Source organism: Flavobacterium magnesitis (assembly GCF_041729735.1).
Lineage (GTDB): Bacteria > Bacteroidota > Bacteroidia > Flavobacteriales > Flavobacteriaceae > Flavobacterium > Flavobacterium magnesitis.
This window is the reverse complement of the sequence record NZ_JBCFQK010000019.1, coordinates 57,720-76,336: the sequence shown is the minus strand read 5'-3', so window position 1 is coordinate 76,336 and position 18,617 is coordinate 57,720. Positions and strand designations below refer to the sequence as shown.

Annotated in this window: 16 protein-coding genes; 3 read left to right on the top strand and 13 right to left on the bottom strand. The window is 32.2% G+C overall.

Features of this window, described 5'->3' with window-relative positions; genetic code table 11:
* From AAGV33_RS12740 to AAGV33_RS12725, 4 genes are all read right to left on the bottom strand, one after another.
* Positions 1-922 (bottom strand): hypothetical protein (locus AAGV33_RS12740; RefSeq protein WP_373392407.1); only part of this gene is annotated, 922 nt, incomplete at its 3' end.
* Between the two features lie 3 nt (positions 923-925).
* Positions 926-2,398 (bottom strand): phospholipase D-like domain-containing protein, encoded by a 1,473-nt coding sequence (locus tag AAGV33_RS12735; RefSeq protein ID WP_373392406.1) that lies wholly within the window; start codon positions 2,396-2,398, stop codon positions 926-928.
* Positions 2,399-2,643: 245 nt separating this feature from the next.
* The gene (locus tag AAGV33_RS12730) at positions 2,644-3,834 is read right to left on the bottom strand and encodes a pyridoxal phosphate-dependent aminotransferase (RefSeq protein ID WP_373392405.1); all 1,191 of its coding nucleotides are present in this window, start codon (positions 3,832-3,834) and stop codon (positions 2,644-2,646) included.
* 101 nt (positions 3,835-3,935) lie between these two features.
* Positions 3,936-5,030, bottom strand: a complete 1,095-nt coding sequence (locus AAGV33_RS12725; protein WP_373392403.1) for a fatty acid desaturase family protein — start codon at positions 5,028-5,030, stop codon at positions 3,936-3,938.
* A 109-nt stretch (positions 5,031-5,139) separates the two neighbouring features.
* Here AAGV33_RS12725 and rsmG point away from each other — a divergent pair, with 109 nt between their 5' ends.
* The 3 genes from rsmG (at position 5,140) to AAGV33_RS12710 (ending at position 8,062) form a co-directional block, all read left to right on the top strand.
* A complete protein-coding gene (gene rsmG / locus AAGV33_RS12720; protein ID WP_128193857.1) occupies positions 5,140-5,769 on the top strand; it encodes a 16S rRNA (guanine(527)-N(7))-methyltransferase RsmG in 630 nt (209 codons plus the stop codon).
* Positions 5,770-5,816: 47 nt separating this feature from the next.
* On the top strand, positions 5,817-6,491 hold the full coding sequence (locus AAGV33_RS12715; RefSeq protein WP_373392402.1) for a DUF2490 domain-containing protein: 675 nt from the start codon (positions 5,817-5,819) through the stop codon (positions 6,489-6,491).
* Positions 6,492-6,646: 155 nt separating this feature from the next.
* Complete coding sequence (locus AAGV33_RS12710) at positions 6,647-8,062, top strand: alkaline phosphatase (RefSeq protein ID WP_373392401.1); 1,416 nt, start codon at positions 6,647-6,649, stop codon at positions 8,060-8,062.
* Positions 8,063-8,141: 79 nt separating this feature from the next.
* On the opposite strand, the gene pruA is transcribed toward AAGV33_RS12710, so the two are convergent.
* From pruA to AAGV33_RS12665, 9 genes are all read right to left on the bottom strand, one after another.
* Positions 8,142-9,770, bottom strand: a complete 1,629-nt coding sequence (pruA, locus tag AAGV33_RS12705; protein ID WP_373392400.1) for an L-glutamate gamma-semialdehyde dehydrogenase — start codon at positions 9,768-9,770, stop codon at positions 8,142-8,144.
* Positions 9,771-9,921: 151 nt separating this feature from the next.
* Entirely contained in the window at positions 9,922-10,308 is a 387-nt protein-coding gene (gene apaG, locus AAGV33_RS12700; RefSeq protein WP_373392399.1) for a Co2+/Mg2+ efflux protein ApaG, read from the bottom strand.
* Positions 10,309-10,387: 79 nt separating this feature from the next.
* Positions 10,388-11,644: a type IX secretion system plug protein gene (locus tag AAGV33_RS12695; RefSeq protein ID WP_373392397.1), complete on the bottom strand. Its 1,257-nt coding sequence runs from the start codon at positions 11,642-11,644 to the stop codon at positions 10,388-10,390.
* A gap of 76 nt (positions 11,645-11,720) precedes the next feature.
* Entirely contained in the window at positions 11,721-12,554 is an 834-nt protein-coding gene (locus AAGV33_RS12690) for a class I SAM-dependent methyltransferase (RefSeq protein WP_373392396.1), read from the bottom strand.
* 50 nt (positions 12,555-12,604) lie between these two features.
* Complete coding sequence (gene map, locus AAGV33_RS12685) at positions 12,605-13,423, bottom strand: type I methionyl aminopeptidase (protein ID WP_373392394.1); 819 nt, start codon at positions 13,421-13,423, stop codon at positions 12,605-12,607.
* Positions 13,424-13,466: 43 nt separating this feature from the next.
* The gene (locus AAGV33_RS12680; protein ID WP_373392393.1) at positions 13,467-14,858 is read right to left on the bottom strand and encodes a TolC family protein; all 1,392 of its coding nucleotides are present in this window, start codon (positions 14,856-14,858) and stop codon (positions 13,467-13,469) included.
* Complete coding sequence (locus AAGV33_RS12675) at positions 14,858-16,204, bottom strand: HlyD family secretion protein (RefSeq protein ID WP_373392392.1); 1,347 nt, start codon at positions 16,202-16,204, stop codon at positions 14,858-14,860. Before AAGV33_RS12675 ends, AAGV33_RS12680 begins: the two co-directional genes overlap by 1 nt.
* Positions 16,205-16,206: 2 nt before the next feature.
* Positions 16,207-17,868, bottom strand: a complete 1,662-nt coding sequence (locus AAGV33_RS12670) for a peptidase domain-containing ABC transporter (protein WP_373392391.1) — start codon at positions 17,866-17,868, stop codon at positions 16,207-16,209.
* Between the two features lie 31 nt (positions 17,869-17,899).
* Positions 17,900-18,571: a TetR/AcrR family transcriptional regulator gene (locus AAGV33_RS12665; protein WP_373392410.1), complete on the bottom strand. Its 672-nt coding sequence runs from the start codon at positions 18,569-18,571 to the stop codon at positions 17,900-17,902.
* Positions 18,572-18,617 lie beyond the last annotated feature (46 nt).

Genomic DNA, 18,617 nt, shown 5'->3' with positions numbered 1-18,617 from the left:
TATAATTGTCAATTAATTCTTCAGACCAAGGTAATTTTTTATTATCGCTTAATTCTTTCCAATCCCAATTTTCTAAGTATATATTAAAAAAATCTTTAGACCAAGGTAGTTCTTTTCCCAAATTACCAGATAATCCCCGCCAGCTCCATTTGTCGAGATGTTTATTAAAAAAATCTAATGACCATGGTAAATTTGAATTAAAACTTAAGATGTGCCAATTCCATTTTTCTATATATTTATTAAAAAAATCTTCAGACCAAGGTAAATTTGGATTACGACTTAATATGCTCCAATCCCATTTTTCTATATATTTATTAAAAAAATCTTCAGACCACCAAGTATTAAGTGAAAGAAATGTCCAATCTAATTCATTATTAAATTCTTCAATAAATTCCTTACTCAATGTTTCAGAAAATTCTTCATTCAATAAATCACAACTAACTAAACTAAAACTTTTCCAATTAAGTTCATTTTTATATTTTCTATAAAAATCGATTGATCTTGGTAAAGCTTTTGAAAAATACATACGATAATTCCAATCAAATTTATCTTTATATTTATCAAATAAATCTATATCCCAATCGATACTTTTGTTTGCTCCTAATTCATTGAAATCCCATTTATCGGAATATTTTTCAATTAAAATTGGAGAGAATTTTATTTTGTTATTGGAACTTAATATTTTCCAATTAAGAATGTGTTGGTATTCCATTAACATTTCTTCACTTAATTGATAATTAGCTGAAATAAAACTGATAAACGAATTTTCTTTATGTTTATCACTAATTAAGAAATTTTTAATTCTCTCTCTTTGCAATTTATTATTTTCAAGACCTAATAATTTCTCCCCAATAGCAATCTGTCTTTCAATTTTTGCTAATGAATGATTTACAGGAATTAATGATTTGTTGTTTTCTTCCATATTCTAAATGGTTATTTCTTGTTCTAGTTCTTCAAGAATTTTATTGAATTCTTCTTTTGTATCCTGAAAATAATTATCCCAATTTTTGATATGACTTATCTTATTGAAAGTGTTGGTATTCTTAATTGATAACAACATTTCTTCTAATTCATTACGTTTACGAATTAAATTTTCAAGAATTATTTTAAGCTTATCTTTTTCATTTATAGTTTCGCCTTGTGACTTGAAAATTCCATTTTCTAAATCTTTTAAAATTTGGTTTACCTTTTCAAGGTTATTATTATCATAAGCGTCTTTTAAATCAATAAATATTTTTGTCGCTAATTCTTTTTGGTCATCCAAAACTTTGTCAGGAAAACAAATTTTAGAAGCTTTCCGAAAATTTCGTTTTAATTCTTTTAGTTTTTCTTCATCTAAAACAAGAGGTTTTGGCTCGTTTAATTTATCATTGTATGATTTTGAGAAATCTTCATAGTCAAATTTTGCTTCTTCATATTCTTGCTGTTTTTGTTTGTCTTCTTTTGATTCTTTGGCAATTTTTTCGGCTACAATTTTTTTATAATAAAGAATTTTGGTAATCAATCCTCCTAGTTCTTCATTGTATTTTAATTCGAAACTTCTAATATTTTTTTCTATATCTGTTTTCTCATCAGACAAAGAAGAAATTTGATATTCAAGACTTCTAATTTCTAGTTGTAATGCGGGAATTTCCGGGTCATTGTAAATGCTTATTTTTTTATAATCACTCGTGAAATTTTGTATTAAAATCACAGCTTGGCTGAATTCTTTTTTTGAACAATGATTCAATATAGTAGTTAATGAATCAAGTTTTTTATCAGAATGATTTTTAGGAATTAAACTTTTAGTTTTATCAATTTGATAATTAATATCTTCTAAATCTTCAAGCTTAATTACATTTAATAAAGTTTCTAAACGAATGACTATTTTCATCCAATCTATTTCAGCGTTTGGATTATAATATTTGTTTTTGATCTTGTCAAATTCTTGATTGAAATCTAAAATTAGATTGTAATCTTCTTCAATTACAGTAATACTTTCGTGATTTGATTTTGCCTTTCTTGTCCAATTATATGAACCAAATATTAAAGTTATATTATCAATAATGCAAAATTTATTATGCATTAATGGAGCATAAGCTCCTTCGTTGCCTATCCAAAATATTTGCCCTCCATTATTTGTTAAGTCACGATATTTTATGTTACTCTCAAGGTTGATTTCGTGATTAGCAATAAGTAATTCAACATGAATTCCTTCTTTTGCTTTTTCACAAAGAATATCGAATAGTTTTGTGTCTGTAAACCAAGCAACCGCAATTCTAATACTCGTTTTAGAATTTTTTAAATTGTTTTCAATGTGTTTATGTATCTTTTCGAAGTAGGCTTGTGATTTCATCGAATTTCCCCTGATTTTTTGGTAAGCATTATACAATTCGTTTGTGGGTAATATTAGATTCAAATATATTAAATAAAATACTACAATCTTGTATTAAAAAATAATTATGATTTAATATGGTATTTGCGTGAGGGATAGTAGCGAAAATCCTTTATGTTTTTCCTTTAAAAACATAAAGATTGCAGCGAATAGCCCGACCCGAAGTTTTTACGGAGGGACACGCCAAAAAAAAGCCCCAAGTTTCCTTGAGGCGTTTTGATAATTTTAAGTCAGATGTAAACTTCTAACTTCTGATTTCTAACTTTGAACTATCCTGCCAAAGCGTCTTTAATTCTTTTTAATGCTTCTTTCAACAATTCGTCGCTAGTAGCATAAGAGAAACGAATACAGTTAGGATTACCAAAAGCATCACCAGTTACTGTAGCTACACAAGCTTCTGCCAAAAGGTACATCGATACATCATTAGCATCTTTAATTTCAGTTCCTTTTAATGTTTTTCCAAAGAAAGAAGAAACGTCTGGGAATACATAAAATGCTCCTTCCGGAACGTTTATTTTTACTCCCGGGATTTCTTTCAATAATCCAACAACCAAATCTCTACGGCTGTGGAATGCCTGAACCATGTGATTCAATACAGATGGATCAGCATCTACAGCAGTAATAGTAGCGCGTTGTGCCACAGAATTAGCTCCTGAAGTTACTTGCCCTTGAATTTTAGTACACGCTTTTGCAATAAATTCCGGTGCTCCAATGTATCCAATTCTGTATCCTGTCATAGCGAAAGCTTTTGCTACTCCGTTTACAGTAATTGTTCTTTCGAACATTCCTGGTACAGAAGCGATACTACAAAAAGTTCCTGAGAAATTAATGTGCTCATAAATTTCGTCAGCAACTACATATACGTTTGGATATTTTTCTAAAACTTTAGCTAAAGCTGTTAGTTCTTCTCTGTTGTACACAGATCCTGATGGATTACAAGGAGAAGAAAACCACATCATTTTTGTTTTTGGTGTGATAGCTGCTTCTAATTGTTCTGGTGTGATTTTGAAATCAGTTTCTACAGAAGTTGGAACTTCTACAGGAACACCACCTGATAATTTTACGATTTCGAAGTAAGAAACCCAGTAAGGTGCTGGTAAGATCACTTCGTCACCATCGTTTAACATTACCTGTGCAATGTTGTATAAAGATTGTTTAGCTCCTGTAGATACTACAATTTGAGATGGTTTGTAATCTAAATCGTTGTCTCTTTTGAATTTTCTGCAGATAGCATCTTTCAATTCAGCATATCCATCAACTGGAGAATAAGTGCTGTAGTTTTCGTCAATCGCTTTTTTAGCGGCTTCTTTGATGAAATCAGGCGTGTTAAAGTCAGGTTCTCCTAAACTTAAACTGATAATGTCTTTACCTTGCGCTTTTAATTCTCTAGCCAAAGCTGCCATTGCTAATGTTTGTGATGTAGCAAGATTGTTAATTCTGTCTGAAAGTGGATTACTCATTAATAAAGTGTTGATAGCCCTAAAAATTCTTTTTGGAAACAGGGCGGTTAATTATTTATTTTAATTAATTATTATTGAAAGCACCAAAGTACTTATTTATTTTAAGCCATTTCTGGTTTCATTCCTAGTTCTTTTAAATGCTTGAAATGTGCAATAATAGCACTCCGCATAGTTTTGTATTCGTAATAAGGCAGGTTGCATTCTTGTGCTGTTTCGCGAACAATTTTTGCAATTTTACCATAATGAACATGGCTAATGTTTGGGAAAATATGATGTTCTATCTGATGATTTAAACCTCCAGTATACCAGTTTACTATTCGGTTTTTTGGAGCAAAATTAGTTGTGGTAAACAATTGGTGAATTGCCCAGGTGTTTTCCATTTCTCCTAATTCATTTGGAGACGGATTCTCAGTTTCCTCAACCACGTGCGCTAATTGGAATACAATACTTAAAATTAATCCCGCAGTGTAGTGCATGACGAAGAAACCAATTAATACTTTCCACCAAACGATTCCAATAAGAATTGGCATTACAATCCAAATGGAAACATAAATTATTTTAGTGATAATTAAAGTCGTCCATAAAATTTTAGGACTTTTAGGTTCGCCATAAGATAATTTTCTTTTAAGGTAACTTCTCATTTGCTTAAAATCAGTAGTGATTGCCCAGTTGAAAGTCAATAATCCATATAGAAAAACAGAGTAATAATGTTGAAAACGATGAAAACTATGCCATTCAGCACTTTTAGTAAAACGGATAATTCTTCCCGCATCTAAATCTTCATCATGCCCTGGAATATTGGTGTAAGTATGGTGCAAAACATTATGTTGTACTTGCCAGTTGTACACATTTCCAGCCAAAACATAGATAGTACCACCCATAATTTTGTTCACCCAGCTTTTATTAGAATACGAACCGTGATTGCCATCATGCATTACATTCATTCCTAATCCCGCCATACCAATTCCCATGACAATGGTTAAAAGTAAGTGAGCCCAAAAAGGCATATCCAGCGTAAGAATTAAAAAATAAGGAACCAGAAAAACTGTAAAAAGAATAACTGCTTTTAAATGTAATTTCCAATTACCTGCTTTAGAAATGTTATTTTCTTTGAAGTAATTGTTTACCCGCGAGTTAAGCGTTCTAAAGAACTTTAGTTTGTCTTGCTTTGCAAATGTAGGTGCGGTAGTATTCATAATTATTCAAAATAGCGTTCAAAGATAATTATTTATAAATTTTAACTCTGCAAAATTCAGTTAAATATTTCAAACTTAAAAATAGTACTTTTGTTAAAAAAATAAAACGATGGACGAAATATTGAGCTATTTTCCGGATTTAACCGATATTCAAAAAGAACAATTCCAGAAACTGGATTTTTTATACCACGATTGGAACGAAAAAATAAATGTTATCTCTAGAAAAGACATTGATTCTTTATATACTAAACACGTTTTGCATTCTTTAGGAATTGCTAAAATTATGAAATTTGAACCCGGAAGTTATGTACTTGATGTGGGAACCGGCGGCGGATTTCCTGGAATTCCATTGGCAATTTTATTTCCGGAAACCCGTTTTTATCTGATTGATGTAATTGCTAAAAAAATAAAAGTAGTACAAGGCGTTGCTGATGCTTTAGGATTGAAAAATGTTAAAGCAGAACAAATTCGTGCCGAAAATGTAAAAGGTGATTTTGATTTTATTGTGAGCCGTGCGGTTACGAACATGCCGGATTTTGTTTCCTGGGTAAAAACCAAAATCAAGAAACAACAAAAACACGAGTTGAAAAATGGAATTCTATATTTAAAAGGAGGCGATTTAACCGAAGAATTAGCTGCTTTCCCAAAAGCAACACAATACGATTTAGCCGATTTTTTCAAAGATGAATTTTTTGAAACTAAAAAAGTAGTGCATTTGCCGTTGAAATTTGTGGTCTGAAATTTGTAAACAATAAGTTTTTTAACTTTAAAAATTTCACAGTTATCATGGTAAACAAATTACAATCGTTTTGCTTTTTGTTAGTTTTATTTTTAACAGCAAATGTAAATGCGCAAAAAACAGAAACTGGAAACTGGTTTCTTTATTTTGGTAATCAAAAAATAAATGATCGATGGAATTGGCACAATGAAGTTCAGTATCGAAACTTCAATTTTGCTGGAGATCTTGAGCAGTTATTGATGAGAACTGGAATTGGTTATGATTTATCTGAAAACAATAATAACCTATTGTTAGGTTATGCTTACGTTCATTCAGAACCTTATTTTGCGGGTACTGATGAAAAATTTGAAACGGACGAACATCGAATTTTTCAACAATTTATTAGTAAGCAACAATTTGGTAGAGTCATTATTCAACATCGTTATCGAGTAGAAGAGCGATTCCTGAATGATGATTTTAAGTTGCGTTTCCGTTATTTTCTTTCTTTGAATGTTCCAATCAATAAAAAAAACTTGGATAAAAATGCCATTTATGCTTCGGCATACAATGAAATTTTTCTGAATTCGGAGCAAAATCAGTTTGATCGAAATCGTCTTTATGGAGGAATTGGTTACTGTTTTAGTAAAAATATAAAAGTTGAGGCGGGTATTATGTCGCAAATGTTAGCAGATAATAGTAGAGCTCAATTTCAAATTATGATTTTTAATAGTTTGCCTTTTTAATTTTAGTTTAATTTGAAGCAAATAAATCAATTTATGACCCTGTTTTGTTTAAAGCAGGGTTTTTATTTGTAATTTAATTAGTTGATATCATAACATTAACATAATTTAGTTTTAAGCTATTTTTTTTAGTTTTGGACTTTAATGATTAAATAGAAATGAATAGAAGAAAGTTTTTCAGGAATGGCTCTTTGTTTACAATAGGAGCGGCGGTGATGAATCCTTTTCAAGGATCAGCCAATATTTTGGATTTAGAGTCAGCCAATAAAAACAAAAAAGCCAAGAATATAATTATATTAGTAAGTGACGGAATGAGTACGGGCACTTTGAATATGACCGACTTATTTCTAGATAGAAAGACTGGAAAAGGATCTAATTGGATTCAGCTGTATAAAAACAACAGAGTGTCGAGAGCCTTGATGGATACTGCTTCTGCCAGTTCTATAGTAACAGATTCAGCTGCTGCCAGTTCTTCTTGGGGAGGTGGTTTTAGGGTTAATAATGGTGCACTTAATGTTAGTCCCGAGGGTAAGCCTCATCTACCCATTTGGCAAAAGTTTAAAAAAGCGGGTAAGATGGCGGGTTGTGTAACTACAGTTCCTATAACTCATGCAACTCCTGCTGGTTTTTGTGTTAATAGTAAAAGTAGAAATGCACAAGACGATATTGCAGAACAATATTTAGAGATTGGTTTTGACGTCATGATGGGAGGAGGAGCTAATTATTTTAGTTCTGAATTAAGAAAAGACAAGAAAGATGTTTTTTCGGCTTATAAGTCTAAGGGCTATCAAGTGGTGAAAAACCGTTCCGAAATGAATGCAGCATCTAGTAAACAGCCTATTTTAGGAGTCTTTGCTGACGATGCTCTTCCATATTATGTAGATAGAAACAGTGATGCCAATTTGCAGCAAACTATTCCAACTCTTGCCGAAATGACTCAAAAAGCAATTGATTCTATGCAAAGCAGTAAAGAAGGTTTTGTTTTGCAAGTAGAAAGTGGGAAAGTAGACTGGGCAGCACATGCTAATGATGTTGCTGGTTTAATTAATGACCAAATTGAATTTGACGAAGCCGTTAAAGTAGCAATTGATTTTGCCGAAAAAGATCAAGAAACCTTAGTGATTATTACCACAGATCACGGAAATGCTAACCCTGGAATTATTTATGGAAAACAAGCGAATACTAATTTTGACAGTATCCAGAAATATACCAAGACCAATGAATGGATTTTAAATAAAATCAATAAAGATTATACTGTTTTACAAGTAAAGGAACTCATAGAAAAAGCAAATGGTCATGTTGTTACAGAAGAAGAGGCTAAAACGGTTTTGAGTTATTATGATGGATTGCATCAGGAAGATGGATTGTATAACTATAAAAAACTGCCTTTTAAAGCTTTTGCAGAAATGCAACAACAACACAATTCGGTTGGGTGGATTAGTATGGATCATTCTGCTGATTATGTAGAATTAGCTATGTTTGGACCAGGAAGCGAACTTTTGAAACCTTTTATAAAAAATACCGATTTGCATTATTTGATGCTGCAGGCAGCTGAGGTTGAAAATAAATTTTAAAATATTTTGACAAAAGAAGAACCCCACAAATTCATTTTAAATTGAATCTTGTGGGGTTTGTTTTTTAATGCTATTTAGTTTATTCTCCTAAAAAAGGATATCTGTAATCTTCTGGAGAAACAAAAACTTCTTTGATAGTTCTTGGAGAAGCCCAACGCAATAAATTCATTGCCGAACCTGCTTTGTCATTCGTTCCAGAAGCTCTGGCGCCACCAAAAGGCTGTTGGCCTACAACTGCTCCCGTAGGCTTATCATTAATGTATAAGTTCCCTGAAGCATTTTGTAGTTTCACAGTTGCTTCTTCAATAGCATAACGGTCTTGGCTAAAAACAGCTCCCGTAAGTGCGTATTCCGAAGTTTGGTCTATCAGTTCTAAAGTTTCAATCCATTTAGCATCTTCATAAATATAAATGGTTAAAACAGGACCAAATAATTCGGTTTCCATTGTAACGTATTTTGGATTTGTAGTCAAAATAACCGTAGGTTCAATAAAATATCCAACAGATTTATCATAATTTCCTCCAATGATAATTTCAGCATCCGTATCTTTTTTAGCTCTGTCAATGTAAGAAGCTAATTTGTCAAAAGAACCTTCATGAATAACCGCAGTAATAAAATTACCAAAATCTTCTGGCGAACCCATTTTCATCGATTTGATATCAGTGGTAAGTTGTTCTTTGATAGATGACCATAGACTTTGTGGGATATAAACTCTCGAAGCAGCCGAACATTTTTGACCTTGAAATTCGAATGCGCCACGTATAATTCCGGTAGTGGCTTGTTTTACATTCGCACTTGGATGTACCATAACAAAATCTTTCCCGCCAGTTTCGCCTACGATTCTAGGATAGGTTTTGTAATGATGAATGTTGGCTCCAATTTGTTTCCAAAGCTCTTTAAAGACATGAGTAGAACCTGTAAAATGTAATCCGGCAAAATCACGACTCGCTAAAATGGTATTGGTAATCATGGCTGCATCGCCAAAAACGACGTTGATAACACCATCAGGAAGCCCAGCTTCTTTGAAAATTTCGATAATAATTTTTGCCGAAAAAACCTGGCTGTCACTTGGTTTCCAAACCACCACATTTCCCATCATGGCAGCACTAGCTGGAAGATTAGCAGCAATAGCAGTGAAATTAAAAGGAGTGATAGCGTACACAAAACCTTCCAGTGGACGGTATTCTACTCGATTCCAAATGGAGGAGTCCGAAGTAGGTTGATCAGCATAAATTTGCGTCATGAATTCGACGTTGAAACGTAAAAAGTCAATCAATTCGCAAGAAGCATCAATTTCAGCCTGATGAATATTTTTAGATTGACCTATCATGGTAGCAGCATTAATTCGGGCTCTGTAAGGTCCTGCAATTAACTCGGCAGCTTTCAGGAAAATAGCGGCACGTTGTTCCCAAGCCATATTTGCCCAAGCTTGTCTCGATTCTAATGCATTTGCAATAGCGCTTTCAATATGTGTTTTTTCAGCAAGATGGTAGCTGCCTACAATGTGTTTATGATCGTGAGGTGGCGTGATGTTTTTAGTATTTCCCGTTCTAATTTCTTCTTTTCCAATGTATAAAGGAACATCTATTTTAGTATTCCACATTTTTTTGTAAGCGGCTAAAACAGCTTCTTTTTCAGGAGAATTAGGAGCGTAGTTTTTTACGGGCTCGTTGATAGCTTTGGGTACTTTAAAAAATCCTTTTAGCATGATATAATTTTTATTTATCTAAAGATATTTAGATAAGGTTAGAAAAATGTATTCAAAGTTTGAACAATCAGTATGCTAACAAAAGTACAAAAGGAGAATTTAAAACTTTTATAATAAAATTATAATAAGTTATAAAATTGTAAAATGAGTATTAATTCAGCGCAAATGGAGCACACAATCTAAAAGTAGGGATGATTACTTTGAAAGTCTTAGTATTTGTGAAATTAATCATATTGAAATGCCCTTTCATAGCTCCATAAGGAGAGGAAAGCAAGCATCCAGAACTGTAGGTATGGTTTTCTCCAGGTTTTAAAACTGGTTTCTTACCAATGATGCCTTCGCCATCTACAATTTCAATATTATTTAGAGAATCAAAAATTTCCCAGTGACGAGAAGTTAATTGTACGGAATCCTTACTATGATTTTCAATTGTGATATGGTAACTAAAGGCAAAGTGGATTTTGTAGTTTTTGAAGTAGGTACCTTCAAAACTAGTCAAAACCGTGATTTTTATGCCTCTTGTTATTTGAGAAACCATATTAAAGTATTAAATCTGTGTTTAATAGGGGCAAAATTACAAAATTTTCATTTGCTTTTGTTGATTTTTAAATCTTTTTTTAATTAATGATGTTCAGCGAATTAGCCGTTCCTTTTCCAATGACTCTATCATAGCGTCCTGTGTTTTCTCTGTAGTAAACTAAAACGGTATATTCGTTTTCAGTTTGATAGAAATTTCCGTCTATGGCGTTTTCATTATCAATCTTTCCTTTGCTGTCTGCAATAACATATTTGAAGTTGGTAAAACCTTGCTTAATTAGTATGGCTTTTTCATAAATCCCCTTTTTTTCGTTGTAATCCATTTTATATTCAGGAGATAGGCTGTAATTATTAAACATTCCGCTAATGTAAATACCTTTGTCTAATCGATACGTAGGAGCAGAAAGACTAAAATAAATCCAGGCGTAATCAGCTTCAATATCATTGTCTGTAGCATTCGTATTTTTTACAACAAAATTACCATTGATATCTTCAAATAATGTATAAGGCGAATTTCTTCTGGCATTATTGGTGTGTAATAGGCAGTTATAAATGTCTGTGCTTGAATCTACACGGGCAATGTTGTTGCTTGCTACTCGAATGTCTCTGTTTTCGAAATAAAGAAATTCATTACCTGCCCAAAATTGAGTTTCTGTATCGTATTTGTAAATTAAATCATTTCCAATGGTATATTGGGGTTTGATGTTTTTTATCTCGGTATTAAAATCTCCATTTTGAAGTAGACTTACTTTTATATTTTTCAAAGCATTTTGAAAATTGATAGTAGTTGATTTTATCGAAAAATCCAAGTTATGCTTGTATTCGACAACACTAATATTTCTGGCTCTTTTTACTTGTAAAGGAACGGTTGCGCCATTTTCATGAAGAATAAATTTTCTGGAAAAGACTACTTCTTTGCTGTCATTCAGAATTTTAAGTATGTAGTTTCCGCTCAGTCGTAATTGTTCGGTAAATTGATTTGGAAGACTTAAGGTGTAATGTGAATAAATTTGTAAGGTGTTGAAGGAATTCAAGTAGTTTTGAATTCTTTGGTTATCAAATCCTTGTAAATATTCGTTTTTTGGAATGTTTGAAGGAATCCAGTTGTAATCACAATGAATAATTTCGTAATAATAATTGGCTTCATTCCCAAAAAGATCATCAAATTGAAATTGAAAACTGCTTCCTAATTCAAAAATGGGTACTGCATTTTGGTTGTTTTGAACAAAAGAAACTGTTTTTATGTGGTATGGAGGAATTATTTCGTTTTGTACTTGAGCAGTTGCTGAAGCAAAAACAAATAAAAAGATAATTTTAAAAAGAAGAGATTTAGACATGATTTTATAATTGCTTTTGTGTAAATATAACAAATTAAGCAATAAAACAGCAGTTGTCTTAATGGCTCTTTTGAGTTTATTTAAAACAAACGGGAATAATTTCTCCTTTTGCCAAACAATATTTTTCTACTAAATTCGGACTAATTTTATTCGTGTAATCTTCTTCAATTACTTTAAAACCAATACTTCTTAATTTGTCAAAATAATCACGGCCGTAAATGCGAACGTGATCGTATTGTCCGAAAATTTTAGCGCGTTCCTTTTGGTCAGTAATACTATCGTCTGCAAAAGTAACGTCTCGATTTAAATCTTGTGGAATTTGTAAAATGGCCATTCCGCCCGGTTTTAATACACGATACAATTCCTGCATGGCTTTAGTGTCGTCAGGAATGTGTTCTAAGACGTGATTGCAAAGAATCACATCATATTGATTGTCTTTAAACGGAAGATTACAGATATCTGCTTTTACATCTGCCAAAGGCGAAAACAAATCGGTTGTGGTGTAATCTAGATTTTGTTGTTTTCTAAACCTTTTGTAAAAAGCTTGTTCTGGAGCAAAGTGTAATACTTTTAATGCTGAATTTGTTTCAGCATCTCTTAATTTTATTCTTTTAGTATTTGTGATAGAAGAATCTGAAACAAGTTCAGATTGAAAAAAATCAGTTTCTTCGTTTAAATACAACCATAACAAACGGTGTCTTTCTAGAGAAAGTGTACTTGGCGAAAGTACATTGTTTCTTTGTTTTTCGTATCCGTATGGCAACATCGATTTGAAACTTTTTCCATCAATAGGATCAGTGTATTTATTGCCTTTTAACGAAAAAGCAATAACAGGACGCGCCACATAACTCAAACGAATTAATAATGGACGCGGAATAGTGTTTAGGACGAGTTTGAAAAGTTTTTTCATAAGTTATTACACAGAGATTCGCTAAGAATTCACGGAGATTCGCAAAATAATTATATAACTAAAGGTACTTTTCTAAACTCATCTTCTTCATTGCTTTCAATACCTAATGCTTTATAGATGTAAGCAAAAGTGGAAAGTAATTCCGGTTTTCCATCAACCAGAGCCACGTCATGTTCAAAATGAGCAGATGGTTTTCCATCGGCAGTAAGAATTGTCCAGCCGTCTTTTAGTTGTTTGATATTGCGTGTTCCTTGGTTAATCATGGGTTCTAGTGCAACGACCATTCCTTCAACAAAAAGTTTTCCGCGACCTTTTTTACCATAATTCGGCATTTCAGGGTCTTCGTGCATTTTTTGACCAAGACCGTGACCTACTAATTCACGAACAACTCCGTATCCATGACCTTCAGTATATTTTTGGATGGCATTCCCTACATCTTCTACACGATTGCCCGCTTTGAATTCGCGAATTCCAACGTATAAGGATTCTTTGGTAACTTGTAATAATTTTTTGGTTTCAGGAGCTACTTCGCCCACTTCAAAAGTATAGGCGTGATCGCCGTGATATCCGTTTTTAAAAGCACCACAATCAATAGAGATGATGTCTCCGCTAACCAAAGGAGTGTTGTTTGGAATTCCGTGTACTACCTGAGCGTTTGGACTCATGCAAAGGGAATTTGGAAAACCATATAAACCAAGGAAACTAGGTTCAGCTCCATGGTCTCTAATAAATGTTTCTGCTAATTTATCAAGGTGTAAAGTAGTTACTCCTTCTTTTACTTCGGAAGCCAACATTCCTAATGTTTTAGATACGATTAAGGCACTTTCGCGCATTAATTCTATTTCTTCACGTGATTTTACTATAATCATATTTCGTATTTTCAGTTGGCAAAAGTACAATTTTATAAATTATTTAATCCGGATTAGCCATTATTTTAAAAAGCTCTGAATTTGATATGAAAAAACGGTTTTCCAAAGCTATTTTTGAAAGCTGTGCACTAACCAAATTATTCTCGCGGGTATTGATTAAAAACAAGGAACTTTCGCCAAAAGAAAACAATCTTTCCTCGGAATTTAACATCATCAAATTGTCTTCTACTAAACTTTTAATTAACTCCTTTTGCTGCAGCAAGGATTCAATTTCCATTTTTTGTGCATTGATTTTATTGTTCAACTGCACTTTTTCCAAATCCATTGTGTACTCAGTTTCTTGAACTTTGTACTGCGCTAATTTTAAGCTTCCGCGTTCTTTTCTTAGAAATAAAGGGAAATAAAAATTTAGTGCTATTTTGTAATCTTCAAATTGAAAATTGTCAATATAACTGGGTTCTGATAAGTAAGAATAGCCCACATCAATTTTTGGTAAAAGCATATTGGCTTTTAATTTTCTATCTACATTCAGCATATCAATTTTGCTTTGCAACGCATTGATTTTTGGATGATTGGTAATTGTAAAATCAGGACTCAATAAATCATTAGTTCTTAAGCTTTCCTGAATGGTAAATTCTAATTGTGCTTCCGGAATTAAATCGTCAGCTAATTCCAGCGGAATATTGTCCTCTAACCAAAGAAAATTAGAGAGTTCTAACTTGGCTTTAGCTAATTTAAGTTGGGAATCTATCAGGTTTAAAGTTCGGTTTTTAACTATCATTCCAGCTTCGACACTGTCAATTGCAGGTTTGTCGCCTTGCTCAATTAAAGACTGGATTCCTTTAAATCTAATTTTTGCATTGGTACTGTATTCATCATACAATGCGACTTCATTAAAGCTTTTTTTCCAGTTAAAATAAGCAACTGATGCATCATACAAAACCACAATTGCCTGCAGTTTTTTTTCAGCCTGACTCAACTCGATTTGCATTTTTGCTTTCTGAAGATCGGCCATTCTTTGATTGATAAATAAACCTTGACCAAGTGGAACCGTTATTCCTAACGAAGTTAATCCTTGATTAGGAAGTGTGTTTTGCGGATTCAAATAGACTCCTTCACTGTTGTCAAAACCTGCTTTAATTTCAACTCCGTACCAAGTAGGAATTTTAAAACTACTGTTTAAAATAGAATAATATTCCCTGTCTTTAAATTGTTTTTCACTAAAATCGACTTCTATTTTTGGATCAAATCCGCCTCGAGCCATCATTAAATTGGCTTGAGATTTACTGATTTCTAAGTTGGCATTTCTAACTAATGGATGGTACTTTTTTACATAGCCCAAAAACTCGTTGTAAGTAAGTTCTTTTGATGGGAGAACTTCTTGGGCAGTTATAGAAAAACCAAAGAATAAAAATGCTAAAAATACATGTTTCATTATTTCTTTTCTTTTGTGGTTTTAGTTGCTGGTTTATAATAATTTGGAGGGAATCCGTTTAACACTCTCCATAGTTCAAACCAAACAGGAACGTTCTCTAATAAGGCTATTGTTTGAGCTCCGGCACCAATGCTTAATTGTTCCGGCCATTTGTCTTCATTTTTATCAGGAGCAATCAAAACTCTGTATTTTCCATTATCGCTAATGAAGTTTTCCATGGCAACAATTTCGCCACCAAAAGTTCCGTAAGACATATTAGGCCATCCAGAAAATACAATAGTTGGCCATCCATCAAACCAAACTCTTACCTTTTCTCCTCTGGTTACCAGTGGCAAATCAATAGGATTTACAAAAGTTTCAACTGCAATATCATATTCTGATGGCATTATGGTTGCAATAGGAGTTCCTTCTTTTATAGTTTCGCCAATACCAGATTGTAGCGCTCTATTGATGTAACCGCTTTGTGATGCTTTGATATAATACATTCCGTTACGAATGCTGTAATTTGTGTATTGATTTTGAAGTTTGTTCACTTGTGCATCAGTGTCATATTGACTGCTTAGAGCGGTAAATTTATCACTATTGGCTTTCGAAACTTTTTCGGCATATTCTGCTGTAATTCTGTTTATTTCTACTTTGGCATTAATCAACTCATTTTGACTACCTAAATATTTGTTTTCCTGCGTGATAATTTTAGCTTCAACTTCTTGCAATTTCAGTCTTTTCTCTTCAATATCAGTAAGCGGTTTTAAACCTTCTTTGTTTAATTGAACAGAACGATTGTATTGTGTGTTGGCTATTCTTAACTGTGTTTTTACGGCAGCAAGATCCATACTGTCGCTTTCTATTTTTAAGATAGCTTGCTTAATTTTATTTTCGGCTTGTTCTAGTTTTAGTACTTTTTCTCTTTCAATAGCTTCAATTTGGGTAGAAAGCATATCTACTTTTGAACTATAGGAATTCAAAGATTGCTGTTTTGCATTCATTTGGTTTTTAGTGTTTTCAACTAAATTTGGATCCATATAATCCTCTTTTATCTCAGAGATAAATAAGATAGTATCACCTTTTTTAACAAAATCACCTTCCTGAACGTACCATTTTTCTAATCGACCAGAAATAACACTTTGTATCGATTGTGGTCTTTGGTTGGGTTTTAAAGTAGTTACACTCCCAATTCCTGAAATGGTTTGCGTCCAAGGCAAAAAAAGCGCCGCTATTGCAAGCATTGAAACTCCTGCTATAATTCTATTTAAAATTTTATAATGGGGTCTGTCTTTTAAGTTTTTTACTGTTTCGTAGCGTTCTAGCGACTGCAGTTTTGTATGGTTGTTAGATATGTTTAACATGCTTAATTATTTTTTATATCAAGTTGAATAGCTCCATTTTGCATAATAATTCTTCGATTACATTTGGTTTTCCAATATGGATTTTTCGAAGAAACAATAATTGTCCATTTGTTTTTTTCTGAAGTAATGAAATCAATAATTTCATTAGCTACATTTTCATCCATCATATCGGTTGGATCTTCGTAAAATAATATTTTGGGTTTATGAATAATACTTCTAGCTAATAATAGTTTTTGAGCATTAGAGGATGATAATTGTCTTCCTTCAGGGAAAATACGTGTTTCCAGACCTTTTGGTAGAGATTTTATAACTGGTGAAAGTTGTACACCATCAAGTGCCCATTTCAAGTCTTCGGTAGTTATATTTTTATCATTAAAGGTTATGTTTTCTAATAATGTTCCTTCAAAAGGGGTTTCGTCATAAATAATACTTCCTATTTGAGAGCGGTATTGTTTTAAGTTTATTTTTTTAAAGGTATCATCATTAATAAAAAACGAGCCAGATGTTTTTTGTAACAAACCAGATAAAACTCGGATTAAAGTAGTTTTGCCCGAACCATTTTGCCCATCAATTACTATTTTTTCTCCTTGTTCAATTTTTAATGAAATTGAATTTAATATTTCGGTTTCTGAATCAGGGAATTTAAAAGTAAGATTCTCGGTCTCTATTGTAATATTTGTGTAGCATGTATCGCTCTCAAAAGGACTTTCTTCTTCTATCTCTAAGTCGGTAACTTGTCCTATTTTTTCAATAGAAGTTAAAACATCATAGAATGTTTCGATTCCAAATATTATTTTTTCGGATGAATTAATGACTAATAGGATAATGATTTCTGCAGCAACAAATTGTCCAATATTCATTTCTTGTGACAGCACTAAAAATCCTCCAATCAATAATAAACTGGCTGTTATTGAGACTTTGAAAATAATTAATTGAATGAATTGTCTTTTAATTACATCAAAATGTTTTTCTCTATAGCTCAGGTAACCAGCAACTAGATTATTGTTTTTTTGTAATCCAAAATTATAATGGAGTTCTTTTTTAAAACTGTAACTATTTCGAGCCATTTCTTGCAACCAACTTGCCACCTTATATTTGAATTTAGACTCTTTTAAACTGGTTTCTATTCCTGAGAAATAAGAGAATTTAAAGATACAATACAAAGCAATAACAAGTAAAATTCCTAAAATAATAAAATACGGATGGTACAAAGACAATAAAATGACTCCAAAAACAATTTGTAATAATGCTGCCGAGAAATCAATTAATAGTTTTGAAGCTCCCTTTTGTATGCTTATGGTATCAAAAAAACGATTGGCTAATTCTGGCGGATAGCTGTTATAAAGTTGGTTTGTTTTTATTTTAGGTAATCGGGCTCCAAAATCAAATGAAGATCGAACAAAGATTTTTTGTTGTAAATTTTCAGTGATACGCAATTGCATTAATGATAAAATTCCAACTAATATAACACCAACTACTACTAAAATAATTAAAGCAATCCATGAAGCACTAACTCTTCCGGATTGTATAAGGTTTGTGATGGCTTGAATTCCAAGTGGCAAAGACAAACTAATTAATCCGGCAAAGATGGCGTAGAAGAATATTTGAGAAACATCTCTTTTATCTAATTTAAGTAAGTTGTAAAAACGTTTTAAGGGAGTCATAGTGGCTATTTTTGTTTTTTTAATTTAATGTTTATCGAAGGACATTTTCAGCAATATTCTGATAAAAATGAGTTGCACTTTCGGGTTCATTACAATCAGTAATTGTTTTTAAATGTTCTGTTAGAAAGTGCTGGTGTAAGCTTCCTTCAACTATTGTTGAAACCAATGATTTAGCAAAAGGATATTCAGGGTTTACTTCGTTTACAATACTTACAATCCTATTGATAAGTCTTTTGTAAATTAGAAAAAAGCCTTCTTTGTTTTCCTGGTCTACTTCTTTTGTTTGCAATGTTTTTGTAAACTCGGCAATGATAATTTTATTTAAAATGGATTCATTAACGTGTTCTATATTGGTATCTATCGTCACTCTCTCAGTAACAATTGTGATTGCTTTTTTTAATTTTTCTTTTGAATTGGTAATATTTGTTGTAGCAAGAATTAGTTTGTATTCCATCCAACTCCAATACCAGGAGGAAAGATAAACTAATAATTTATGTTTGTTTTCAAAATAACGATAAATGGAACTTTCGTTAGAATGAATTTTTTCGCCTAATTTTTTAAATGTAAAATTATCAAACCCAATTTCGTCAATCAATAATATGCTTTCTTGGATGATTTTTTTTCCTAAAACAGAGGTTTCTGGATCCTTGAGGTACAATTTTTCGTTGACTTTTATTTTTAAATTTTCAAACAAATCCATTATCGGTATTTTTTACGCAAATTTAATAGCAATACTTTTAGTTTTGACT